Annotated in this window: 23 protein-coding genes; 10 read left to right on the top strand and 13 right to left on the bottom strand. The window is 68.0% G+C overall.

Annotated features, from left to right (window positions below):
- The 6 genes from ACAM49_RS28235 to ACAM49_RS28210 form a co-directional block, all read right to left on the bottom strand.
- Positions 1–1,751, bottom strand: a 1,751-nt coding sequence (locus ACAM49_RS28235; protein ID WP_369638582.1) for an AAA family ATPase, incomplete at its 3' end; no start/stop codon positions are given.
- A gap of 59 nt (positions 1,752–1,810) precedes the next feature.
- Positions 1,811–2,092: a hypothetical protein gene (locus tag ACAM49_RS28230; protein ID WP_369638581.1), complete on the bottom strand. Its 282-nt coding sequence runs from the start codon at positions 2,090–2,092 to the stop codon at positions 1,811–1,813.
- Positions 2,093–2,257: 165 nt separating this feature from the next.
- Entirely contained in the window at positions 2,258–3,403 is a 1,146-nt protein-coding gene (locus tag ACAM49_RS28225) for an LLM class flavin-dependent oxidoreductase (RefSeq protein WP_369638580.1), read from the bottom strand.
- Positions 3,404–3,414: 11 nt separating this feature from the next.
- Positions 3,415–4,407, bottom strand: coding sequence for an aliphatic sulfonate ABC transporter substrate-binding protein (locus ACAM49_RS28220; RefSeq protein WP_369638579.1), 993 nt, complete (start codon positions 4,405–4,407; stop codon positions 3,415–3,417).
- Positions 4,404–5,255 carry an ABC transporter ATP-binding protein gene (locus tag ACAM49_RS28215; RefSeq protein WP_369638578.1) on the bottom strand — a complete coding sequence of 284 codons (852 nt, stop codon included), beginning with the start codon at positions 5,253–5,255 and terminating at the stop codon, positions 4,404–4,406. Before ACAM49_RS28215 ends, ACAM49_RS28220 begins: the two co-directional genes overlap by 4 nt.
- Positions 5,228–6,040, bottom strand: coding sequence for an ABC transporter permease (locus tag ACAM49_RS28210; protein ID WP_369638577.1), 813 nt, complete (start codon positions 6,038–6,040; stop codon positions 5,228–5,230). The genes ACAM49_RS28215 and ACAM49_RS28210 overlap by 28 nt, the downstream gene beginning before the upstream one ends.
- Positions 6,041–6,217: 177 nt before the next feature.
- On the opposite strand from ACAM49_RS28210, the gene ACAM49_RS28205 reads away from it, so the two are divergent.
- Entirely contained in the window at positions 6,218–8,254 is a 2,037-nt protein-coding gene (locus tag ACAM49_RS28205; protein ID WP_369638576.1) for a serine/threonine-protein kinase, read from the top strand.
- A gap of 117 nt (positions 8,255–8,371) precedes the next feature.
- On the opposite strand, the gene ectB is transcribed toward ACAM49_RS28205, so the two are convergent.
- The gene (gene ectB / locus ACAM49_RS28200; RefSeq protein WP_369638575.1) at positions 8,372–9,634 is read right to left on the bottom strand and encodes a diaminobutyrate--2-oxoglutarate transaminase; all 1,263 of its coding nucleotides are present in this window, start codon (positions 9,632–9,634) and stop codon (positions 8,372–8,374) included.
- A gap of 152 nt (positions 9,635–9,786) precedes the next feature.
- Between ectB and ACAM49_RS28195 the strand changes: the two genes are divergently transcribed.
- The 3 genes from ACAM49_RS28195 to ACAM49_RS28185 are packed head-to-tail and all read left to right on the top strand — an operon-like array spanning position 9,787 to position 12,384.
- Positions 9,787–10,590: an ABC transporter permease gene (locus ACAM49_RS28195; RefSeq protein WP_369638574.1), complete on the top strand. Its 804-nt coding sequence runs from the start codon at positions 9,787–9,789 to the stop codon at positions 10,588–10,590.
- Positions 10,583–11,398 (top strand): ABC transporter permease, encoded by an 816-nt coding sequence (locus ACAM49_RS28190; protein ID WP_369638573.1) that lies wholly within the window; start codon positions 10,583–10,585, stop codon positions 11,396–11,398. The genes ACAM49_RS28195 and ACAM49_RS28190 overlap by 8 nt, the downstream gene beginning before the upstream one ends.
- Positions 11,395–12,384: an ATP-binding cassette domain-containing protein gene (locus tag ACAM49_RS28185; protein ID WP_369638572.1), complete on the top strand. Its 990-nt coding sequence runs from the start codon at positions 11,395–11,397 to the stop codon at positions 12,382–12,384. Before ACAM49_RS28190 ends, ACAM49_RS28185 begins: the two co-directional genes overlap by 4 nt.
- Here ACAM49_RS28185 and ACAM49_RS28180 read toward each other — a convergent pair.
- The gene (locus ACAM49_RS28180; RefSeq protein ID WP_369638584.1) at positions 12,348–12,989 is read right to left on the bottom strand and encodes a DUF4389 domain-containing protein; all 642 of its coding nucleotides are present in this window, start codon (positions 12,987–12,989) and stop codon (positions 12,348–12,350) included. The genes ACAM49_RS28185 and ACAM49_RS28180 overlap by 37 nt on opposite strands.
- Positions 12,990–13,308: 319 nt before the next feature.
- Here ACAM49_RS28180 and ACAM49_RS28175 point away from each other — a divergent pair, with 319 nt between their 5' ends.
- Genes ACAM49_RS28175 through ACAM49_RS28160 form a run of 4 tightly spaced genes read left to right on the top strand, consistent with a single transcriptional unit; the run spans position 13,309 to position 17,453 of the window.
- Positions 13,309–15,975, top strand: a complete 2,667-nt coding sequence (locus ACAM49_RS28175) for a nitrate- and nitrite sensing domain-containing protein (protein WP_369638571.1) — start codon at positions 13,309–13,311, stop codon at positions 15,973–15,975.
- 11 nt (positions 15,976–15,986) lie between these two features.
- The gene (locus tag ACAM49_RS28170; protein WP_369638570.1) at positions 15,987–16,415 is read left to right on the top strand and encodes a roadblock/LC7 domain-containing protein; all 429 of its coding nucleotides are present in this window, start codon (positions 15,987–15,989) and stop codon (positions 16,413–16,415) included.
- On the top strand, positions 16,412–16,849 hold the full coding sequence (locus ACAM49_RS28165) for a DUF742 domain-containing protein (protein ID WP_369638569.1): 438 nt from the start codon (positions 16,412–16,414) through the stop codon (positions 16,847–16,849). Before ACAM49_RS28170 ends, ACAM49_RS28165 begins: the two co-directional genes overlap by 4 nt.
- Before the next feature lie 37 nt (positions 16,850–16,886).
- Positions 16,887–17,453 (top strand): ATP/GTP-binding protein, encoded by a 567-nt coding sequence (locus ACAM49_RS28160; protein WP_369638583.1) that lies wholly within the window; start codon positions 16,887–16,889, stop codon positions 17,451–17,453.
- 393 nt (positions 17,454–17,846) lie between these two features.
- Here the strand turns inward: ACAM49_RS28160 and ACAM49_RS28155 are convergent, their stop codons facing one another.
- A complete protein-coding gene (locus tag ACAM49_RS28155; RefSeq protein ID WP_369638568.1) occupies positions 17,847–18,059 on the bottom strand; it encodes a hypothetical protein in 213 nt (70 codons plus the stop codon).
- A 571-nt stretch (positions 18,060–18,630) separates the two neighbouring features.
- Here ACAM49_RS28155 and ACAM49_RS28150 point away from each other — a divergent pair.
- On the top strand, positions 18,631–19,230 hold the full coding sequence (locus tag ACAM49_RS28150) for a DUF4254 domain-containing protein (protein ID WP_369638567.1): 600 nt from the start codon (positions 18,631–18,633) through the stop codon (positions 19,228–19,230).
- On the opposite strand, the gene ACAM49_RS28145 is transcribed toward ACAM49_RS28150, so the two are convergent.
- The 3 genes from ACAM49_RS28145 to ACAM49_RS28135 are packed head-to-tail and all read right to left on the bottom strand — an operon-like array spanning position 19,231 to position 21,844.
- Positions 19,231–19,581, bottom strand: a complete 351-nt coding sequence (locus tag ACAM49_RS28145; RefSeq protein WP_369638566.1) for a hypothetical protein — start codon at positions 19,579–19,581, stop codon at positions 19,231–19,233.
- Positions 19,582–20,733 (bottom strand): fatty acid desaturase, encoded by a 1,152-nt coding sequence (locus ACAM49_RS28140; protein ID WP_369638565.1) that lies wholly within the window; start codon positions 20,731–20,733, stop codon positions 19,582–19,584.
- 46 nt (positions 20,734–20,779) lie between these two features.
- Positions 20,780–21,844, bottom strand: coding sequence for a ferredoxin reductase (locus ACAM49_RS28135; RefSeq protein WP_369638564.1), 1,065 nt, complete (start codon positions 21,842–21,844; stop codon positions 20,780–20,782).
- Positions 21,845–21,985: 141 nt separating this feature from the next.
- Between ACAM49_RS28135 and ACAM49_RS28130 the strand changes: the two genes are divergently transcribed.
- Positions 21,986–22,594: a TetR family transcriptional regulator gene (locus tag ACAM49_RS28130; RefSeq protein WP_369638563.1), complete on the top strand. Its 609-nt coding sequence runs from the start codon at positions 21,986–21,988 to the stop codon at positions 22,592–22,594.
- Between the two features lie 19 nt (positions 22,595–22,613).
- Here the strand turns inward: ACAM49_RS28130 and ACAM49_RS28125 are convergent.
- On the bottom strand, positions 22,614–23,770 hold a 1,157-nt coding region (locus tag ACAM49_RS28125), incomplete at its 5' end, for an MFS transporter (protein ID WP_369638562.1).

The following is a 23,770-nucleotide window of genomic DNA, read 5'->3' as shown; positions in this document are numbered from 1 at the left end:
GCACAAGCCAACTGCCGCGCCCGCAACGCCGCCACCAGAGCCTCATCATCCCCGGCCCGATCCGCCAGTTCCACGGCCGCCGAACTGGTCTCGTCGACCTCTGCCCAATACCCCAGATACACACCTGCTTCGGTCACCCGCGCCAACAACCGCGCCAGCAACGACTCGGGCAGCGGTGCAGACGAACTCCGGTCCGCCGCGCTGCCGTCGGGCTCACCGGCCGCAGCGGGACCAGAAACGGGCATCCCGAGGGCCTCGGTGCACCACTGGTGAATATCGCGGTCCCACAGCAGATTTCCCACGGGCTCCAGGACCAGCGCGCTCTCGGCGAGCAGGGTCGTATCGCCGGTCCGGTGGGCCTGAGCGCGCGCGGCGACGCAGTCGGCATGGGCGGGGTCGAGGTGACCGGCCCTCAGGTGAGCGGTCGCGCGGGCGACCAGAAGGCTGCCACGGTCGAAGGGGAGGCCGGTGGCGTGTTCGAGGGCGGTGCCGTAGAGGCGGGCGGCCTCCTCGAAGGCCAACTCGCGCAAGGCGTTGTCGCCCGCGCGGCGGGCCCAGTGGACGGCGGGTGCGCGGTCTCCGACCACGGCGGATTCGGCGTAATGGCGGGCCAGGGCAGCGGCATGGTGGTCGAGGGTGTCGGCATACAGGTCTTCGATAGCGCGGGCGGCGCGGGCGTGCAACAGGACGCGCTGCTGGAGGGGCAGGCCCTCGTGGAGGGCGGCGCGGACCAGGGCGTGTGTGAATCGGACTGTGCCGCCTGGTGATTCGAGAACCAGCAGGCCGGAGGCGGCGGCCGCGTCCAGGGCGGAGAGGCAGTCCAACACCGGACGGCCGATGAGCCGGGCGGCAACCGCCACGGAGAATTCGTCATCCAGAATTGCCGCGGCCCGCAACAGTTCCTGGGCGCGCGGCGGCAGGGTGGCCAAGCGGCCGCGCACCACCTCGCGCAGCGTGGCGGGCAGGCGCAGTTCTTCCAGGCCGCCGGACCCGCCCCGGCGGTCACGTAGTCCGCGACCGAGTTCCCTCAGGTAGAAGGGGTTTCCACCGCTCATCTCGAAAGCCTCGGCGGCGATACGCTCGGGCACTTCACGTTCCGCTGCGGCGCTCAGGCAGGCAGCCGAGCCGCGTGGCGAGAGCCCGCTCAGATCGAGCACATGGGTCAAGGGTTCGCGCAGTAGTTCCGGTGCGACGGCCCGCCATCCGTCCGAGCTGTCCGCGATCTCGTCCCGGGCGTTGGCGCACACCATGATTCGCTGCTCATGCCAGCCCCGCACGATGTGCAGCAGGGCCAGCAGCGACGGCTCATCGGCCCAATGGATATCGTCGATGACCAGCAGCGTGCCGCCCGAGTCGTCCGGCGGACCACTCGACTCGCCCGGCCTGCTGCCCGGGTCTCCCGGCATGTCGTTCGAATCGCCCGGCGCGGTGTCCCTATCGCCATTGAGCTGGGCGGCGAAAGTGTCGAAGAGCTGAAGGCGGTCGTCGCCCTCTGCGACCGGCGGCAGGTCGTCGAAGGCTTGGCGCCAGAGCCAGAAGGGTGGGGTGTCTCGGGCTTGGAGGGCGCGGGTCCAGAGGGTGCGGCCACCCCTCGTTCGGGCCCAGGTCGTGAGTTCGGTGGCCAGGCGGGTCTTGCCGATGCCTGCTTCGCCGCGGCAGATGATCAGCCGGGGGTGGCCCTGCGCCGATTCCTCCCAGTGTTGGCGCAGGTTGGCGAGCTCGCGCTCGCGGCCGATGAACTCGGTCGACACGGGTACCTCCGGGCCGCACGTTACTCGCACGCCGGGCGCTCCGCCCGGGATCGCGGGCGCTAATCGCGCAGGTCGGTGACCTCGCCCTCGAAGGCCTCGACGCGGGAGTCGGGGCCGGGCATGAGGCCGGTCTGCTCGAAGACGGGGAACAGGCGCTCGGCGGCGAACTTGTCGGCGAGAGCGGCCGATTCCCAGACGTCGACGATGTGCAGGGCGCCGTCGAGTTCACCCACGATGTGCAGCAGGTTCCCGGCGATCGGCTCCGGTCCCAGCGCCTCGTGGACGACGCGGTACTCCTTCAGTCCGACGCCCGGCGTGCGAGTGATGTGGATGTAGGACATGGTCTCCTCCTCCCGGAGTCACCCGTGGTGGATGACTCCGAAAGCGTAGGAAGACCACGCCCGCTCCGACTTCCGCCGAAATACTCACCCGCGCTACTCATCCCGCCCGCCGCCGATCAGAGTCCATCGAGCGGCACATCCTGGCAGGATGTGCCGCTCGGCGAACTAGCTGCTGGAGGCGCTGGCGAAGGGGGTGGTGGCGGGGAAGGACGAGCGGCGGGTGGGGTGTTGCCACAGGCCCTTTCGCTCGAGGATGGGGAGGACGCCCTCGCCGAACCAGTAGGCCTCTTCGAGGTGGGGGTAGCCGGAGAGGACGAAGTGGGAGATGCCGGCCTTGGAGTATTCGATGAGGCGTTCGGCGACTTCCTCGTGGGAACCGACCAGGGCGGTGCCCGCGCCGCCGCGGACGAGGCCGACGCCGGCCCAGAGGTTGGGGGCGATTTCGAGGCGGTCGGTGTTGCCGTTGTGGAGTTCGGACATGCGGCGCTGACCCTCGGATTCGCTCTGGGCGAGGGCGGCTTGGACGCGTTCGATATCGGCGGGGTCGATACCGGCCAACAACTTGTCGGCGACCGCCCACGCCTCCTCGGAGGTGTCGCGGGTGATGACGTGGATGCGCAGGCCGTAGTCGAGCTTGCGGCCGTGGTCGACGGCGAGGCCGCGAATCCAGTCGAGCTTGCGGCTCACCGCGAGCACCGGCTCACCCCAGGTGAGGTAGGTGTCGGCGTATCGAGCCGCCACCGGGCCCGCGGGGGCGGAGGAGCCGCCGAAGAAGACCGGCGGGATGGGATCGGGCCGGTTGCTCAGCAGCGCGTTCTCGACGTGAATGTGCTCGCCCTGGAACGTGATCGGCTCGTGCGACTCCCACAGCGACCGCACCACATGCAGGAACTCACCGGTCCGGGTGTAGCGGGACTCCTTGTCGGCGAAGTCGCCGTAGGCGGCCTGCTCCCGCGGCTCGCCGCCGGTCACCACATTGATGAGCAGCCGCCCCGCGGAATGCCGCTGGAAGGTGCCCGCCATCTGCGCGGCCAGCGTCGGGCTCATCAGCCCCGGCCGCAGCGCCACCAGGAATTTCAGCGTCTCGGTGGTCTCCACCAGCATGGCGGTGGTCAGCCACGCGTCCTCGCACCAGGAACCGGTGGGGGTCAGCACGGCCTCGAAGCCATTGGTCTCGGCGGCCGCCGAGATCTGGTTCAGGTAGTGCAGCGAGGCCGGGCGGTCACCCGACATCGGGGTGCCGTGGCCGCCGACCACCAGGCCGCGCGAGTCACCGGACGTGGGCAGGAACCAATGGAACGACAAGCTCATTCGGGGGACTCCTAGGAGGTGAAGCGGTCGTTGAAGCGGGTGTCGACGAAGTCGGTGATCTTCACCTTGCCGGGGATCAGCTTGGCGTCGGAGAAGGCGTCGGCCACCTGCTGTTCGGCGGCGATGGTGGCGTCGTCGAGCGGATGGTCCGCGACATTGCCGCGCTCGACCGCCAGCAGGGTGACGTCGTAGGGCACGCCGGTGATCTCGGAGGACCGCTTGGCCCATTCCTCGTGGTGGCCGGTGATCCAGACGTGCGCCCGCTGAATCCGGGTGAGCAGGTCGCGCACCGCGGCGGCGGTGGCCTTGTTCTGCAGGGTCTTGGTGCCGACGACGTAGAAGGCGTCGGGCTTCACGTAGCCGGTGCCGTCGGTCAGGACCCGGTTACCGGCCAATTCGGCCTGGGCCGAATAGGGATCCCACACCACCCACGCGTCGACCCGGCCGGTGGACAGCGCGGCCAGCGCGTCGGCGGGCTGCAGGTACTGCGGCTCGATATCGGAGAAGGAGAGCCCGTTCTTGGTCAGCACCGACAGCAGGTGGTAGTGCGCCGAGCTGCCCTTGGTGACCGCGATCTTCTTGCCGCGCAGGTCCTTCGGATCCTTCAGGGCCGAATCCTTGGGCACGATGATGGCCTGGCCCTTGGCGCCCGCGTCGTAGACCCCCGCGATCTTGATCTGCGACTTGGCCGCGGCCGCGAACACCGGCGGGGCGTTGCCGACGCCGCCGAAGTCGACCGACCCGGCATTGATGGCCTCCAGCATGGGCGGCCCGGCCGTGAAGCTGGCCCAATCCAGCTTGTACGGCAGGTCTTTCGCCACACCCGATACCTCGAGCAGGGCCTGCAGCGCCTGCCCCTTCTGATCGCCCAGGTGCAGGGTCACCTGCGACAGGTCCACCGAACCGTCCGCGTTCACGCCCTTGCTGTCACCGCCGGACGAGCACGCCGCCGTGACGAGGGCCGTGGTGAGCGCCAGGGCGGCGAACAGACGTTTGGACTTCATTCGTTGGTTCCTTCCAGGGTGACGCCCAGCTCGGCCAGCAAAGCCGTACGCAGGGCCAGGAATTCGGGGTGGTCGCGACGGCGCGGACGCGGCAGGTCGATGGCGATCTCGCGGCCGATGCGGCCGTCCACCAGGACCAGGGCGCGATCGGCGAGCAGCACCGCCTCGTCCACATCGTGGGTGACCAGCAGCACGCCGGGGCGGTGCTTGGCCCACAGGTCCAGCACCAGGCCGTGAATCGTGATGCGGGTCAAGGCATCCAGCGCGCTGAAGGGTTCGTCGAGCAGCAGCAGGTCGGGTTCGCGGACCAGGGCGCGGGCCAGCGAGGCACGCTGTGCCTCACCGCCGGAGAGGGTGAGCGGCCAGGCCCCGCCGCGCTCGGCCAGCCCGACCTCGGCCAGCGCGGCTTCCGCCGCGGCCTTTGGATTTTGGTGGCGCAGACCCAGGGTGACGTTGTCGCGCACGCGCTTCCACGGCACCAGGCGCGGCTCCTGGAAGGCGACCGCCACCTCACCGGAGACGGTCAGCTCCCCGTCGGTCTGGTCGTCCAGGCCCGCCAGCGCGCGCAGCAGGGTCGATTTGCCGGAGCCGCTGCGGCCCAGCAGGGCCACGAACTCGCCGGGCTTGATGTCCAGATCGATGCCGTGCAGGACCCGGCGCTCGCCGAAGTCCTTGACCAGACCGCGAATTCGCGCCACCGGCGCCGCACCGGGCGCACCGGCGACCTCGGCGGCACGGGAAGTCTCGGTGACCTCGACGGCCTCGGCGGTCTCGGTGACCTCCGTCAGCTCGGCCAGCGTCGCCGCGATCACCGAATCGGTCAGTGTGCCAGGAAGCCGCGTCGCCATGACAGCGCTCTCCTCTCGATCGAACGAACCAGGGCGTCGGTGAGCAGGCCGAGCAGGCTGTAGACCAGCAGCCCCACCACGATCACGTCGGTGCGCAGGAACTCGCGGGCGTCGTTGATCATGAAGCCCAGGCCCGCATCGGCATTGACCTGCTCGGCAACAATGAGCGCCAGCCAGGCCACGCCCAGCGACTGACGCAATCCGACCAGCGTCTGCGGCAACGCGCCGGGCAGCACGATATGGCGGATCAGCTGGAAGCGGTTCAGCCGCTGCACCTGCGCCAGCTCGGCCAGCTTGCCGTCCACGCTGCGGATGCCCGCGAAGGTGTTGAGGTACAACGGAACCGCCACGCCGAAGGCGACCAGCACGATCTTGGGCAGCTCCCCGATGCCGAACCACAGGATGAACAGCGGGATCAGCCCGTAGAACGGCAGTGTGCGCAGCATCTGCAGCAGCGGATCGACCAGGTACTCCCCCGCCCGGCTCAGCCCGGCCAGCAGCGCCAGCGCGATCCCGGCCACCGCGCCGATGGCGAAACCCAGTGCGGCGCGCTGCAATGACACCGACACCGCCTTGGTCAGGGTGCCGTCCTTGATCAGGTCAACGGCCGTCTGCACGACGGTCAGCGGGGAGGCGAGCAGGCGCTCCGGCAGCACACCGGTCGAACTCGCGATCTGCCAGATCACGACCACCAATACCGGTGCGACGAACCGTGCCAGCACGGCGACGCTCGGCAGGCGCAGGCGGGCCGCAACGGGCCTGGCCTGCACGGCAATTGAGGACACGAGAGCACCTCGGGGCGAATGGGGATGGGGACACCGGCGGTCGAGGGCCTTCGGCCGCCGACTCTGACCTTGCCGTTACAGACCGCCCTGGTCACCGGTTGTAATCCGCGTGATTCTGGGCTTGCCCCATCCCCCGACTGCCACAATGGATCCGCAGCGAGGAGCCGAGGACACGGAATGAGCAGTCCGAATCACCCGCTCACCGTCGGATCCCGGTTCGGGCCGTACCGCCTGGATCGATTGATCGGGCGCGGGGGCATGGGCGAGGTGTACCAGGCCTACGACACGGTCAAGGACCGCACGGTGGCCATCAAGGTGCTGCCCGAGCGGCTCGCCGAGGACAGCGTGTACCGGCAGCGCTTCCAGCGCGAATCCCATGCGGCGGCAAGGCTCCGGGAAGCCCACGTCATCCCGATTCACGACTACGGCGAGATCGAGGGCCGCCTGTTCATCGATATGCGGCTGGTGGACGGCGACAGCCTGCGCTCACTGCTGCACCGGCACGGGCCCGGCTCGCCCGAGCACGCGGTCTCGGTGGTGGAACAGGTGGCGGCGGCGCTCGACGCGGCCCACCACGACGGCCTGCTGCACCGGGATGTGAAGCCGGACAACATCCTGCTCACTCATGAGGGCTTCGTCTATTTGGTGGATTTCGGCATCGCCCGGTCCGTCACCGACGAATCCCTGACCCGCGACGGCGGGGCCGTCGGCACCTACCGCTACATGGCCCCCGAACGCTTCTCCGCCGTCGACCTCGGCCCCACCGCCGACGTCTACGGCCTGGCCTGCGTCCTCTTCGAATGCCTCACCGGCACAAAGCCGTTCTCCGGCGGCAATGACGCGCAGATCATGCGCGCCCACCTGTTCGATCCCATCCCCCGCCCCAGCCTGGTCCGCCCGACCGTCCCGGCCGCCTTCGACGCCGTCGTGGCCCGCGGCATGGCCAAGGACCCGGGCGACCGCTACGCCAGCGCGGGCGAACTGGCCGCGGCGGCGCGGGCCGTGCTCACCGGCTCGACGTCCGGCGACACCGGTGCCGCCCGGCCGGTCGCGAATCCCACCGGGGCACCGGTGGATACGACCGAGACGGTGACGGACCGATCCGACCCGGGTACCGGCGGAACCGGTGAAAGCCGACCGAACGGCACCACCGGCCACCCCGGGCGACGCCCGCGCCGGATCGCGGCGGTGCTGGGCGTGCTGCTCCTGGTCGCGGGCTCACTGGCCTTCGCGGGCTGGGCATACTGGCAACGAACCACGCCGGGCACACCGGTCCCGGATGCCCTGACGCTGCGGCCCGCCGACATCGAGGTGCTCGCGCTGGTCCCCGGGACCGGATATCACCGGGCCAATTGCGTCCACGCCGATATGGATTCGCACGGAACGTCCTTCATCCTGTGCGATCCGAACGTGGCCGCCGCCGCACCGGCGGCCCGCTTCTTCCGATTCCACACCGCCGACGCCATGCACGAGTACTACGCCTCCACTTACCTGGGCGTCTTCGGCGCGACCAGTTGTCCGTCGGATCCGGCGGGCAAGGACGGCGCGCTGCTGGACCAGGGCAAGGAGGTCGGCCGCAAGGCCTGCTTCCTCGATCGCAGCCGGGGCACGCCCGCGCCCGGCCTGGTCCTGACCGATGAGACACAGCTGGTCATCTCCGCCTACATCTGGGACAACACCGACCTGACGGCCGCCCGCGACTACGACGCCAAGAACAACTCCCGCCGCCTCCGGTCGAAGGAAAGCGGCCGGGACCCCGACGATTTCACCGCCGAGGACCGCGCGCTGCTGAAACATACGAACGACCCCTATATCGACCGCAACTGCCGCCACGCCGATCCGCCCGTGGCCGGAGCGATGGCGGTCGTCGCCTGCGATGAGGCGCTCGCCGCACCCGGGGTCACCTTCGCCACCTATCGCACCAAGGACCTGGCGCGAATCATCTATCAGAGCGAACTGAGCCAGCTCTCGGGTCGGTCCTGTGGCGGTGGCGGGGGCGCCGATGACGTCTGGCGACAGCGTGACACTCCGGTCGGCCGCTACTTCTGCTATTTCGACGCCACCGCCGAGCATCCGCACCAGATCCTGATCGCGATCTACGACGATCTGAACATGCAGGTCGAACTCGACGGGCTACCGGCCGAAAACCCCGGGACCGCACCGAAAACCGCGGCGGAACTCAACACCTGGTTCCTGGCGCACTTCGGCAAATAGCGCACACTTCGGCAGACAGGGTGGTGCCGGGTTCCCTCCGCAGCTGGGAACCCGGCACCGAGTCGGCCCCGGTGTGGGCGGAGACCGACGACTTGCGCGCCGTTTCGGCGCTGGCTTTCAGTGACCGTCGCGGACGATCTCCACGGCGCGGCTGAGAATGCCCAGGCCGTGGGTGATCTCGTCATCGGTGACGGTCAGGGGCGGCAGCAGCTTCACGACTTCGTCGTAGCTGCCGGAGGTTTCGACGAGCAGGCCGTGCTCGAAGGCGACGCGGCAGACCTTGGTGGCCTGCGAGGCGTCGGCGAACACCAGCCCTTGCACCAATCCGCGTCCGCGCGTGGAGATTCCGCTGAAGGACTCGGTGAGCGAGACGAAGTGGTCGTGGATGCGGGCGCCCTTGGCCAGGGTGGCGGTCGCCAGGCGATCATCGGACCAGTAGTGGCGCAGCGCCACCTCGGCGGTGATGAAGGCGGCATTGTTGCCGCGGAAGGTGCCGTTGTGCTCGCCGGGGGCCCACTGGTCCAGCTCGCGGCGCATGAGCACCAGCGCCATCGGGAGACCGTAGCCGCCAATGGATTTCGAGAGCGTCACGATATCGGGGGTGATGCCCGCGACCTCGAAGGAGAAGAACGGTCCGGTGCGCCCGCAGCCCATCTGGACGTCGTCGACGATGAGCAGGATGCCGCGGTCCGCGCACAGCTCGGCGAGGTGGCGCAGCCATTCGGGGCGGGCCACATTGACCCCGCCCTCGCCCTGCACGGTCTCCACGATCACGGCGGCGGGCTTGTCCAGCCCGGACGAGCTGTCGTCGAGGGCCCGGCGCATCCACGAAAGATCCTCGGGCTCATCGAGATAGCCGTCATAGGGCATCGGGACGGCGTGCACCAGCGGCACGCCCGCGCCCGCGCGCTTGGCGGCATTGCCGGTGACCGAGAGCGCGCCCAGGCTCATGCCGTGGAAGGCGTTGGTGAAGTTCACGACGGTGGTGCGGCCGGTGACCTTGCGCGCCAGCTTGAGCGCGGCCTCGACGGCATTGGCTCCGGTGGGGCCGGGGAACTGGACCTTGTAGTCCAGCCCGCGCGGGGCCAGCACCAGATCGCGCATGGTCTCGAGCAGCCGGGCCTTGGCGACGGTGGACATGTCCAGGCCGTGAGTGATGCCGTCGCCGATCAGGTAGTCGAGCAGCGCCTGCTTGAGCACCGGATTGTTGTGCCCGTAGTTGAGCGCGCCCGCGCCGGCGAAGAAGTCCAGGTAGTCGCGGCCGTTCTGGTCGGTGAGCCAGGCGCCGCGGGCGGTGTCGAAGACGGTCGGCCAGGAACGGCAGTAACCACGCACATTCGATTCGAGCGCCTCGAAAACGGTCGTCTCGGCCATGGTCATCTGGGTCCTCGCATCGCAACAGAGTGAAACGCTGATGTTTCTACCAGCCCTCAGTCTGAAACGTGACTATTTTCGACAAATTTCGCCGAGCACCGCTGCGTTTTGCCCAAACCCGGCCCCCGACACCGCCGTTCCCGTAACGTGAACCTCTTGTGCGCAGCGACGTGGGGGTCTACTGGCAGCTGGTCAAGGCAGGGTTTCGCAGACAATCGCACTACCGGCTCGCCATGCTGGCCGGCCTCATCACCAACCTGGTCTTCGGTTTCGTGCGGGCCGCGGTGCTGATGGCGGCCGTGCGGGCCAACAGCGGCTTCGGCGGCTACACCCAGGGCACCATCGGGGCCTACATCTGGCTGTCGCAGGGACTGCTCGGCGCGATCGCCTTCTGGACGCTGCCCGATATCGTGGAGCGCATCCGCACCGGCGATGTGGCCATCGACTTCCTGCGGCCCATCGACATCCAATTCGCCCATCTGGCCGAATATCTGGGCCGGGCCATCTACTCGCTGATCCCGCGCGGGGTACCCAGCATCCTGGTCGGCGTGCTCACCTTCGGGCTGGCGTTCCCGAGCACGGCCGGACCCTACGTGCTCGGCGGCATCAGCCTGCTGCTGGCCATGGCGCTGTCGTTCCTGTCCATGTTCGCGGTGAGCCTGGCCGGTTTCTGGCTCATCGAGACCCGCGGGCTGCGCGCGCTGCACATGATCTGCGGCACCTTCCTGGCCGGGCTCTTCGCACCGCTGTCGCTGTTCCCGGGATGGTTGCGCGCCATTGCCTACGCCACCCCGTTCCCCTCCATGCTGCAATGGCCCATCGATGTGCTCTCCGGTCGGACCGCCGGGTTCCACGCCATGGAAATCGTTGTCGTGCAATGCTTCTGGTTACTGGTTCTAGTAGGCGTCGGCCAGCTGCTGCTGCGGGCCGGACGCCGCAAGCTGGAGGTGCAGGGTGGGTGAGGCACGCCCCTCACGGCTCACGCCCTACCGCGCCGTCCTGGGGTCGCGGCTGCGTGCGCAACGGGCCTATCCGGTGTCCTTCGCCACGGACCTGCTGAGCGCCTTCCTGATCGGGCTGGTGGAATTCGCCGAGATGTGGGTGATTTTCCACAATGTGCCGCGCCTGGGCGGGCTGGATCTGAACGGCATGATGGTGCTGTTCGGGCTCAGCAACACCAGTTTCGCGATCGCCGACATGATCGTCGGGCACGCCGACACGCTGCCCACCTATATCCGCATGGGCCGCCTCGACGCCTTCTATCTGCGACCGCAGCCATTGCTGCTGCAGCTCATGACCAGCGATATCCAGTTGCGCCGGATCGCGCGCATCGCGGTGGCGGCCACCGTGCTGGCATTCGGATTGTCGCGCAACAATATCGAATGGACACCTGAACACACCCTGTTGTTCATCATGACGCTCTGCTCCGGAATCGCCATCTTCTCCGGGCTTTTCGTGTGCGCGGCCGGGGTGCAGTTCTTCTTGATCGACGGCGCGGAACTCACCAATGCCTTCACTTACGGCGGGTCGTATGCGTCCATGCAACCGACGTCGGTGTTCCCGACACCGATGAAACTCGTTTTCGGATTTCTGATTCCGGTCGCCTTCACCTCGTATGTCCCGGCCATCGCCCTGCTCGGCAAGCCCGGTCCGGCATTGCTGCCGAGCTGGCTGGCCTGGGCCGCCCCGATCGCGGCGCTGTGGGTGTGGGCGGCGGCATTGTTCCTGTGGCGACTGGGCACCAAGCACTATCAAGGAGGCGGCGGGTGAGCGCTGCGATCATCGATATCGAGGGCCTGACAAGAACTTTCGTGCTCAGCCGCAAGGAGGGCCGCTGGCGGCGGCGACGCGAGCTGCTGACCGCGGTGGACGGCATGAGCTTCCGCATCGAACCCGGTGCGGCGGTCGGATACATCGGCGCGAACGGGGCGGGCAAGTCCACCACCATCAAGATGATCACCGGCATCCTGGTGCCCACCGCCGGAAGATTGCGGACCTGCGGGCTCGACCCGGTCCGGCAGCGGCGCGAGCTGGCCGGGCGGATCGGGGTGGTGTTCGGGCAGCGCTCGCAGCTGTGGTGGGATCTGCCGCTGCGGGAATCGTTCTCGATCCTGGCGGCCATCCACCGGCTCGCGCCCGCGGCGGCCCGCGCCCGCACCGACGAGCTGGTCGGGCAGCTGGAGATGAGCAGCACCCTCGATACCCCGGTGCGGCAGCTCTCGCTGGGCCAGCGCATGCGCGCGGAAGTCGCGGCGGCCCTGCTGCATTCGCCGGAACTGGTGATCCTCGACGAGCCGACCATCGGCCTGGATGTGTTGTCCAAGCAGCGATTACGCGAGTTCCTGCGCTACGAGCGCACCCAGCGCGGCACCACGCTGCTGCTCACCACCCACGATATGGGCGATATCGAGCGGCTGTGCGAACGAGTCCTGGTGGTGGACCACGGCCGGCTGGTCTACGACGGCTCGCTGACCGGACTCGGCGCGACCGTCGGCGCACAGCGCGTGCTGACCGTCGACCTCGCCGAGCCCACCGCGGACCTGGCCGACCTGCCCGGCGCGAAGCTGCTCGACAGCGAGGGTTCCGGGATGCGGCAGCGGCTGGCCTTCGACACCGAGATCACCACTGCCGCACAGTTGCTCACGGCCGTATCCGCACGCGCGGAGGTCCGCGACCTGTCCATCGAGGAACCCGATATCGAGGACGTGGTGCGGCGGCTCTACGAGGCCGCGGCGTCGGGCTCCCTCGCGCCCTGATCGAGCCGGAACGGCGGGTAGACGTCGGTCATCAGCGAGACGTAGGCGCGCACGCGCAGCGACCAGCGGTTGACGCCCATGGCGAAGTCGTAGAGGCCCGGCGGGTAGACCGACGTGAAAAGCAAACCTATGGCGGCGATTATCAACAGGATCGGCAAGAGCGACACCATATTCCGGCCGCCGCCCAGGAACGCCGCGACGATCAGGAAGTGCGGAATCGCCAGCAGCCACCATTTGATCAGGACCAGCCAGCGGTTGAGCCGTTCCGGATAATCGACCTCCAGATCGGCGGGGTAATTCGGATCGGCCGCCAGGCTGAACGGTGGGTAGCGGTCGGTTCCCAGTTGTGAGAGCGCGTAGAAGCGAACCCGCCAACTCCAGCGCAGCACACCGACATTGAAGTCGAACAGGGTGCGCGGATAGACCTCGGTAAAGAGGATGGCGAAGAACGCGATGATCGAGACGACGAGATAGGCGATGCTCAGAAAGAGCAGGACGATGAGGTGTGGAATGGCAAGTATCCACTTGACGATCCACATCCAGCGCGACAACCCCGGATCGAGGTCGCCGCGCACACGCACCGGATAAACGGGATTTGGCGCCATGGCGTCACTCCTCTCGAGTGCCGGGCGGCCGCGGCGCCAGCACAGGCACTGCCGCCTCGCGACCGCCACCGGAACAGCGGTGAGCCGATGTTCACCCCATTGTTTCCCCGGCGACGCGGGGAACACATCTGCTTCTCACAGATTGTGAGCAGATTTGTAATAGCGCGCGCGACAGCGAGTTCCGCACACCACACAGACACGTTTCGAATTGCGGGCCGCGGCCGGGTGTGACACGTTGCTGACTATTCTCCATGTGCTCGGCCCGGGTCGGCACGACAGCTGATCATCAGGAGACGGAGTGAAGGTGCGTCCGGCGAAAATGTTGCCGCCAGGTAACGTGAAACGCACGCCGACAAGGGAATTGCTTCGGCCGCGCACCATTCGGGCGCGCTTGCGCCGCATTCTGGTGGTCTCGATCGCATTGGTGCTGGCCCTGCTGACCGTCATCGTGATCGGCGAGGTGAACAGCTTCCGGGCCACCGGCGAGACCGCGCGGTCGGTGCGGCTGGCGCTGGCGGTCCAGGATCTGGTGCACGAGGTGCAGCGCGAACGCGGCCTCACCAACGGCCTGCTCGGCGGCGACGTCGCGGCGCGGCCGGCGGTCGGCAATCAGCGGCTGGCCACCGACAGCGCGCTGCAGGCGTTGAATCAGGCGCTCAGCGAGCAGCCGCCGGGATCGGATCTGGTGCGCACGGCCCTGACCCAGTTCTCGGGGGTGACGGCGACGCGGTCCGAGGTGGACGCCGGGCGCACCGACCGGTCGGCCACATTCACCTTCTATACCAACGCCATCGCCGCGCTCAACCAGGCGCGGCCGGGCCTCGACAGCGCCCACGACGGCCAGCTGTGGCGCGGCCTGCAGACGCTCTACGCGCTCGGCGACGTCAAGGAGTTCACCGGGCAGGAACGCGGATTCCTCAACGGCGTCTTCGCCGCCGGCGGCTTCGCGCCCGGCGAGTACGTGCGCTTCCTCGATATCCGCGCCGCCAAGCAGGCCGCCGTCACCGCCTTCGAACGCGATGCCACGCCCGCCCAGCGCTCACTGCTCTACACCGCCATGCGCACCGATGAATCGGTGCGGGCCGGTGAGGCCGAGGCGGTCGCCATCGCCTCGGTGCTGGGACCGGTCACCGAGGCGGTGAACCCGGCCGACTGGTGGCGTCAGATGACCTCCATCATCGACGGCGAGCGCGGCGTGCAGCGCAGCGTCGGCAACGAGATCACCGCGCGCGCTTCGGATCTGCGCCGTGAGGCCGCCCTGATCCTCGGGGCCTACGCGCTGGCCGCCGCGCTCGCCATCGCCGCCGAGATCGCCTTGGTGGTCGCCTCGATGCGGGCCATCGTGCGCCCGCTGGCCGAACTCGCCGCGGAGGCCGACGTGGTCGCCGGGGAGCGGCTGCCGCAGCTCATCACGGCCTGGGAGACCTCCGACGGCGCGGACCCGGATCCGCCGGAGCCGGTGCGCGCCGACGAAAGCACCGGAGCCGAAATCGTTTCCGTGGCCCGGGCGCTGGACCGGGTGCAGACCACCGCCTACGAGCTCGCCTCCGCCCAGGCCCGGCTGCGCCGCAACAGCACCGAATCCATGGCCAACCTGGCCCGGCGCAATCAGAACCTGGTGCGCCGCCAGCTCGGGCTGATCAGCGACTTCGAGCGCGAGGAACTCGACCCCAACGCGCTGTCGAAGCTCTTCGAGCTCGACCACCTGGCCACCCGCATGCGCCGCAATGCCGAGAGCCTGCTGGTGCTGGTCGGCGAGTCCAGTCCACGGCGCTGGTCCAAGCCCATCCCGCTGACCGACGTCATCCGGGCCGGGCTCTCCGAGGTGGACGACTACCGGCGGGTGGTGCTGCGGCGGGTGGACGAGATCGCCATCGCGGGTGCGCATGTCAGCGAGGTCGCGCACATGCTGGCCGAACTCATCGAGAACGGGCTGTCGTTCTCCCCGCCCGATCTGGAGGTCGAGATCTACGGCCGCCGACTGGGTGCGCGCTACATGATCGCGGTCGTCGACCACGGGGTCGGCATGCCGCCCGATCAGCTCGCCGTCGCCAATGCCCGGCTGCGCGGGGAGGCCGACTTCCTGGTCGCGCCGACCCGGTTCCTGGGCCACTACGTGGTGGGTCGCCTGGCCCGGCGACTCGATATCGAGGTGGAGCTCACCGTCTCGCCGACCAGCGGCGTGGTGGCGCGCATGCTGCTGCCCGCCGAACTGCTGGGCGATACGGCTGCCGAGCGGCCCGCACCGGCGGGGGATGCCAAACACGCTGCGGGAGCACAGCTTCCGACCGTCGTGGACACCATGCCGGAATCCCGGCCGGGACGGCACAGCTCTCCGCATACTCCGGCGACGGATCCGGTATTCGACACCGGCACAGCGGCTTTCGCGGCACTGACCGAGGCCTTCCACGCGGAACCGGCACCAGAGACCGCACCGCGGCCCAACGGTGTGACCAACGGATTCTCCGCCCACTCCAACACGATCAAGCTCGTGCCTCTGCCCGGCCCGGTCGAGGCCGCAGCGCCATCGACCACCGCACCCCCCACCACAGCGCCGCATGCCACGGCGGCCGAGCGCCTGTTCGGCGGACCCACCACCGGATCCTTTGCCATCCCGGCTGTTTCGGACCGCACCGACGAACCCGCGCCGATTTCGGCAACCTCACCGGTCAACGGCAGCCACGTTTCGGCAGCCGTCCCGGAGGTGCAACGTACGCGAAACGGTCTCGTCAAGCGCGCCAGGAAGACTCGCGAGCAAACGGGTACGGCACCGGGCGGCGCCGCACCGGCAACCCAGCGCCCCGCCGCCCCGCCGCTCGCCGACCGCTCACCCGATCAGGTGCGCAGCATGCTCGCCGGATTCCGATCCGGGCATCGCCGCGGACAGGACGAACAGAGCGGGCCGAGTGGACATCACTCGCAACGCGAGGGCGGCCACCACGCGCAGAGCGAGGGTGGAGTGCCACGACCCGGACCGAGAGCATAGGAGAACGCCGCGTGACGACCCACTACACCGATACCGATCCGCACACCTTCAACTGGCTGCTGGCCGACTTCGTGCGCACCACCGACGGCGTACGCGACGCCGTGGCGGTGTCCTCCGACGGACTGCTCATGGCCATGTCCACCGGTCTGGACCGGACCGCGGCCGACCGGCTCGCCGCCATCGTCTCCGGACTCACCAGCCTGGGCCGAAGCGCCTCGCGCAGTTACGATTTCGACGGCCTGCGGCTGATCATGATCGAGATGGGGCGGGGCTTCCTGCTGGTCTCCGCCATGAGCAACGGCAGCTGCATCGGGGTGATCGCCGACCACAACGCCGATGTCGGGCTGGTCGGCTACCAGATGGCGGTGCTCGCCGACCGCGCCGGCGCGCTGCTCACCCCGTCGCTCATCTCCGAGTTGCGAGAGTCCTTGAGCCGATGAACGATTCGCACCGGTTGCCGGACGAGCGCATGATCGCGCTGACCCGCCCCAGCGGCTGGTCCGGTGCCTCCGCCTCCGAAAACGCCGCTCGGAACCAGGGATTGGACGACGCCGAAGAGCAGGTCGTGCGTCCCTTCATGATGACCTCCGGCCGCACCACCCCGGTCGTCGACGGCCTGCGCCTGGAAACCCTGGTGCGCGCCACCCCCGCGGCCCTGTCCGCGCCGCTGCGCTTCGAACTCGAACGGGTGGTCCGGCTCTGCCAGCACCCGCATTCCATCGCCGAAATCGGTGCGGCCCTGCGGGTCCCGGTCGGGGTGGCGCGGGTGCTGGTCAGCGATCTGGTGCACGCCGGGCACGTCTCGGTCGGCACCACCGACGAACTCTCCACCGCTGCTCTGGAAAGGATCCGGGACCTTGTTCGGAACCTCTGAAATACCCGGCGATCCGGCGCCGATCTCCGGCGATACGATGCCGCTGGCCTCCTCGGTGAAGATCGTGACCAGCGGCGGATTCGGGGTCGGCAAGACCACCTTCATCGGAGCCATCTCCGAGATCGAGCCCCTGGCCACCGAGGCGGCCATGACCGAAGTGTCCATGGGAGTGGATGATCCGGGTCTGGCCACCGGCAAGACCACCACCACCGTGGCCCTGGATTTCGGCCGCATCACCCTCGACCGCAATCTGGTCCTCTACCTCTTCGGCACCCCGGGACAGGAACGCTTCGAATTCCTCTGGGACGACCTGCTCGACGGCGCACTGGGCGGGGTCATCCTGGTCGACACCGGGCGGATCGAGGACTGCTATCCGGTGCTCGACTACTTCGAGCAGCGCGGGACGCCATTCGTGGTGGCCGTCAATCGATTCGAGACCGGGCCGCGCTTCGCGCTCGAGGAGGTCCGCGAGGCGCTGGATCTCCCCCCCGGCATCCATCTCATGGATTGCGATGCCCGCGACCGGGAATCGGTGAAACTGGTCCTGGTGGCGCTGCTCGAGCAGATTCTGCAAGCCCGCCGCACCCCTGCGCTGGCGGTCTGAGCGAACTGTACTGGCGGTCCGATCGGTACCGTGCCGGTGGTCCGAGCCGACCGCCAAAAATCGCCCCGAGTGCGTACGCACTCGGGGCGATTGCCCGAAAACCCTTCGCGTTATTGCGAATTAGCGGCCGAAAGAACCGGTCCACAGGGTGTTGAGAAGACCACCCAGGGCCGCGCTACCGGTGTTGAGCACGCCGTTCAGCGCCGCGGAACCAGTGTCGATGATAACCGGGATCATGTTTCAACCTCTCTCTGTGTGTCGCCGCCGTTCGGGATTTCCGCTCGACGACTGGACCCACACTGCCCAGAGAGACTTACGCGAACCTGGTGCGTAGCTGAGATGTAGCTGAGACGGGGTGTGTGACCCGTCACAGAAGAGAGGACTGTCCAGTTCCTACTGCGGCGGGGTCGCGCCCGCGGAGTACAGACTCACCTCGCCATCCTCCCCCAGGAACGCGTTGACCAGCATCGTTCCGCTGGAACGCAATTCGTCGGGGTCCGGCGCGGCGGTCGTGATGGAGATCTGCGGCACCGCCGCCCAGTTCACGACAAACCGATCGGGCGGGCCGTTGTCGTCGGACAGATGCGCGAGACGGAATACCGACACCGTTCGGCGAACTATGAGATTTCGGACGACTTCGGCAATTCGCTCAGGGTCTTCCAGCGCGAACATGAAACCGAATCGTAGCTCCGGTGAGGACGCGTAGGCGGGCACGAATACCGAGGCTAACGGACTATGGCGCGTCGCGCTCTCGGCACGCCGCACAGATAGCTATTCATAAGCCTCGGTAACCGATCATCGCGGCCCGAAGCCTCGTCCCGGTCGAGGTCAGCCGTCGAACCCGTCTCACACACCGCCCGCGCAGGTGTCGATCCGCCTTCAACCGCAGCGCCCATGTGACCGTCTTGTAATGCTGTATAACGATTTTCAGGCAGCTTCGCCGATCACGCGCCGGATGGTTGCGCCCCTTCGACTATCGCGCTTTCCTGAATATGTCCCGCATTATCGGACAGTCTTCTCATCGCATCGTCGCGGTTTTCCCGGTTACTTCACCGTGTCTTTGGTGGTGGGCTGTTGCGTTCCGGGTGCGGGGCTGCGCCGGAGCCGAGGGGAGCCCCTCCCCGAAACCCCCTCGGCCCTGGCGCATCCACACATGCGCCGGCCGAGGGTGGGAAAAATGGCATTCGACTACAGCGGAGCGGGATTCGGCGCAGAGCTCCCCTCGCCATCGACCTTGTTACGCGCGTTCCGGGAGCCGGTCGGCTCCGATCGGCGTGATCGCGACATCCTCGAATCCGCTCACGAACTGGTGCGATGCCATGAGGAGCGGCAGCGGGCGCTGGAAGCCGCGCACGCCGCCGAGGCCACGCCCGATGATGTCGCCGACTGCAGCCACCGCCTCGACCGGATCGACGAGCGCCGGGCCGAGCTGGTGGCCCGCATCGACGAATGGGTGGCGGTGAACATTCCGCACCGCGCCGGGGCCTCGCTGCATACCGAGACCCTCGGCGCGGTGATCGACCGGATGGCCGCGAAATGGGTTGTGGCGCAACGGGCTCTGGGTACGACCGAGGATGAGCCGGTGCGGCCTTCGAAAGCGGCCGACGGGCGCGGGCGGCGACACGCGGTCGCGCACCGCATCAGCGAGGACCGGCCCCGCCGCGGGGTGGACACCGAGGCCCACCTGCAGTGGTACCGGCTCGCCGAACTCGCCGACGGCTACAAGGATCTGATCACGGAAGTCGCCCAGCACCGCAGACGACTCCCGACGTGGTGATCACCGGGGGTCGATGACCTCGGCGTCGATGACCTCATCGCCCGTGACGCGTTCGCCGGCGACCGGCTTCGTCGCCGAATCAGCTTGCGCGGGTGCGGGTTCCGGGTCGTCGTCGAAATCGTCGAGGTCGTCGGCCAGGCTTTCGGCGGTGGCGCGCTGGGCGGCCGCGTCCTGCTCGGCGGCGACGGCGGCCTCACGCATCTCGATGGCGTCGGTGATCCAGTCACCGATTTCCCGGGTCACCTCGGCGACGGTGCCGGTGATGATCGATGCGATATTGCCGACGTGTCGCGCTCCCGACGCCGTCAATTCCTGGACCAGATCCTTGTTGCTCTCGAATTTAGAAATCATTCACACGCCCGCTTCACTTGGCTGCTGCCCCCGGCGCATCACGATAACACCGGCTTGCTCACCATTCTTGACCAGGAACGGCGGCAGCGCGAGCTTGAACAGCTTGGCCCAGACCGAGCCGATCTGCCGCGAGAAGCCACCCATGTTGTAGGGCAGGCCGTGCTTCTCGCACAGCGCCTTCACCACCGGCGCGATCTCCGGGTAGCGGTTGGCGGGCAGGTCCGGGAACAGGTGGTGCTCGATCTGGTGCGAGAGGTTTCCGGACATGATGTGGAACAGCTTGCCGCCGTCGATGTTCGCCGAGCCGAGCATCTGGCGCACGTACCACTCGCCCTGCGTCTCCTCGGCGCACTCCTCCTCGGTGAACGTCTGTACGCCGGTGGGGAAGTGCCCGCAGAAGATGATGGAGAAGGTCCACAGGTTGCGCACGATATTGGCGCTGAAGTTGGCGGTCAGGGTGGACAGGAACAGCGGGCCGGTCAGCGCCGGGAACACCACGTAGTCCTTGAGCACCTGCCGGCTGGCCTTGCGCCACTGGCCCTTGAGCAGGGTCTTGATCTCGGACCAGGACTTCTTGCCCTTGAGGATGTTCTCGACCTCGAGGTCGTGGCCCATCACGCCCCACTCGAAGGCCAGCATGAGGATGAAGGCGTAGAGCGGGTTGCCCAGCCGCAGCACGTTCCAGCTCTGCGCCTCGTCCACGCGCAGGATGCCGTAACCGATGTCGCGGTCCATGTCGAGGATGTTGGTGTAGGTGTGGTGCATGTAGTTGTGCGAGTGCCGCCACTGGTCGCCCGGGCAGACCGTATCCCATTCGAAGACGCGGGAATTCAGGGTCGGCTCGCGCATCCAGTCCCACTGGCCGTGCATGACGTTGTGGCCGATCTCCATATTGTCGAGGATCTTGGAGATGCTCAGCGCGGCCACGCCCGCCAGCCAGAACGGCGGCAGGAAGCCCAGGTAGAGCAGGCCGCGCCCGGCGATCTCGAAGCCGCGCTGGGCCTTGATGACGCTGTAGATGTAGTCGCGGTCGCGGTCGCCCAGATCCGCGGTGATGCGGGCACGCAGGGCATCGAGTTCGCGGCCGATCTCCTCGACCTGCTCGACGCTGAGGACCAGCGGGCCCTCGGGGGTTTCGGTAAGAATCGCCATGATGGCTCCTGTGATCAGAGATATGTACAGCTAGCGGTGTCGACGGTCAGATAGCGATGTCGACGTCCCCGACCGGGGCGCTGATGCAGAGCTGGATGGGCTGATCCGGGTCGCTGTCGAGCTCCCCGGTGCGCAGATTGCGGGTGCAGCCACTGCGCTTGACGGCCGTGCAGGTGAAGCAGATGCCCATGCGGCAGCCGTAATCCGGGCTCAGGCCCGCGGATTCGGCCTGCTCGAGCAGGGATTCACCGGTGTTCTCCGAGACCACGCCGCTGCCGGAGAAGGTGGTCTTGCCCTCGGCCTCGGTGGGATCGATGACGGTGGTGGCGAGGGTGAACTCCTCGCTGTGCAGCCGGTCGGCCAGCTGCTCGGCCTCGTAGACGGTGCGGACCGCGGCCATCAGTCCGGGCGGGCCGCACAGGTAGGTGCGGGCCGTGGCGAACCAGGGCGCCAATGCCTCGAGTTCGTCGTAGCTGAAATGCGGGTGACGCTGGGTCTCCGGGTAGCGGAACTCGATGCGCACGTTGTTGTGCTGCATGGCGATCGCCTCGAGTTCCTCGCGATGCGGGACCCATTCCGGAGAACGGTTGTAATGCAGGAACAGGATGCGGCCCTGGTAGCCCTCGTTGGCCAGGGTGCGCAGCATGGACAGCACCGGGGTGATTCCGCTGCCGCCGCTGATCAGCACGATCTGCTCGGGCCGCGGCTCGGGCAGGTGGAACACGCCCCCGGCGGGTTCGAGGTCGACGACCATGCCGGGAATCGCGTTGTCGTGCAGGTAGTTCGAGACCAGCCCCTCGGGGTGGGCCTTGATGGTGAGCTCGATGTGCCGGTCACGGCGGCCTTCGGCATTGACCGGCGAATAGCAGCGGTTGTGGCGGACGCCGTCGATCACCACACCGATCTGCACGTACTGCCCGGCGACGTGGCCGGTCCACTGCCGGGAGGGCTTGAGGGTGAGGGTGATCGAGCCCACCGCGCTCCGCCGGACATGGGTGATCTCCGCGCGCATGGCGCGCAGCGCCAGCGTCGGGCGGACCAGCTCCAGGTAGCGGTCCAGCGGATGCGGGGTGGTCATGGTCCTTTGCACCAGGTCGATCAGTCCGACCATGCGAGCCTCCTGGATTTCGGTGCACATCTGTACACTGAACTAGTCTGCCGGGTGAGACCCCTCCAGTTCAACCGGCGGTTCGTGTGACCCACGCGACATCTCTCGAATGGAACGAATGTGAACGCATGTATGCTCATCGAGATGAGCGAGCAGGCAGCTACCCGAGTCGAGCGCAAGGAGCGCACCCGCGCGGCGCTGCTCGACGGCACCCTCGCCCTGGCCGCCGACCGCGGCTTCGCGGCCCTGTCACTGCGTGAGATCGCCCGCTCGGCCGGCATCGTGCCCACCGCCTTCTACCGGCACTTCACCTCCCTCGACGAGCTCGGCACGACCTTGGTCGAGGCGGGCGTGCGGCAATTGCGCTTGGCGCTACGGGAAATGCGGCGCACCCCGAACGCGACACTGGCGGAGACCGTGCGGTTCGTGTTCGAGCAGGTGGATGGCAAACGGGATCTGTGGGGATTCCTGATCCGGGAACGCCATGGCGGCTCGGCGGCGCTGCGCGGTGCGATTTCGGTCGAAATGCAGTTGATCGAGCGGGAATTGGTGGTGGATCTGTCGCGGGTGCGGGCGCTGGACGCGTGGTCGCCCGATGATCTGGAGCTGGCGGCGGACCTCATCGTCTCGACGGTGGCCGACCGGATCGCCGACTATCTGATGGCCGATCCGCGCGAGAACGCGCGGATCATCGAGCGGGCCGTGCTGCAGGTGCGGCTGATCTCGCTCGGCATGGGCGCCTGGCGGCCCTGAGACCTTCGCGGGGCCGAATTCAGCGGCCGCGCAGGTCATCTCCGCGGACCGGCAGCAGGAGCATCAGGCCGACGATCAAAACCAGTAGCAGGCCCACGATTCCGGCGCGCTCGGCGTCGAAGGCCCAAACGAAGAAGCCGAAAAGGGTTGGGGCGAGGAAGGATACGGCTCGACCCGTGGTGGCGTAGAGGCCGAACATCTGGCCCTCGCGGCCGGGCGGGGCCACGCGCGCCAGGAACGAGCGGGCCGAAGCCTGTGCGGGACCGACGAATACGGTCAGTGCCAGGCCGAAGATCCAGAACATGAGCGGGCCCGAGAGCACCAGCAGGAACGCGCCGCAGATGATCATCCCGGTCAGCGCGGCGACGATCACCGCCTTCGGGCCGGTACGGTCGTCGAACCGGCCGCCCACCAGAGCGCCCAGTGCCGCAACCACATTCGCGGCGATACCGAACAGCAGGACATCGGAATCGGCGATGCCGTAGACCCGCACGGCCAGGATCGCGCCGAAGGTGAACACCCCGGCCAGGCCGTCCCGGAAGACGGCGCTGGCCAGCAGGAAGCCCACGGTGCGCCGATCCACGCGCCACAGCCCGCGCACATCGCGCCAGAGCACCCGGTAGGAACTCAGGAATGCCCGCGCGGGCACCGCGGCACCCGGATCAGCCTGCGTACGTGGCACTTCCGGCACATACAGGAACAGCGGCACCGCGAACCCCGCGAACCACACCGCCGCCAACACCGCGACCAGGCGAATATTCAGCCCATCCTCGATCGGCACCCCGAGCAACCCGCGATTGTCGCCCTTGCCCGCGATGAACCCGAAGTAGCAGATCAACAGCAGCAGAATCCCGCCGAAATACCCCATCGACCAGCCGAACCCGGAAACCCGCCCCACCGTCGCGGGCGTCGACACCTGCCGCAGCATGGCGAAATACGGCACATGCGAGAGCTCGAACGCCGCCGACCCCACCCCCAGCAGCACCAACCCCAGCCACAAATAGTGATAGTCCTTGTGCACGAAGAACATCGCAGCCATCACCAACACGGTGAACGCGGTCAAAAACCCCAGCGACAACTTCCGTTTCGCCGTCGCACCGAACCACTGCCCCGCCACCGGCGCGGTCACCGCCACCACCAACCCGGCAGCACCCAATGCCCACCCCAACCAGGCAC

Source organism: Nocardia sp. JMUB6875 (assembly GCF_041154655.1).
Taxonomy (GTDB): domain Bacteria; phylum Actinomycetota; class Actinomycetes; order Mycobacteriales; family Mycobacteriaceae; genus Nocardia.
This window is presented reverse-complemented; position numbering and strand designations above follow the sequence as displayed.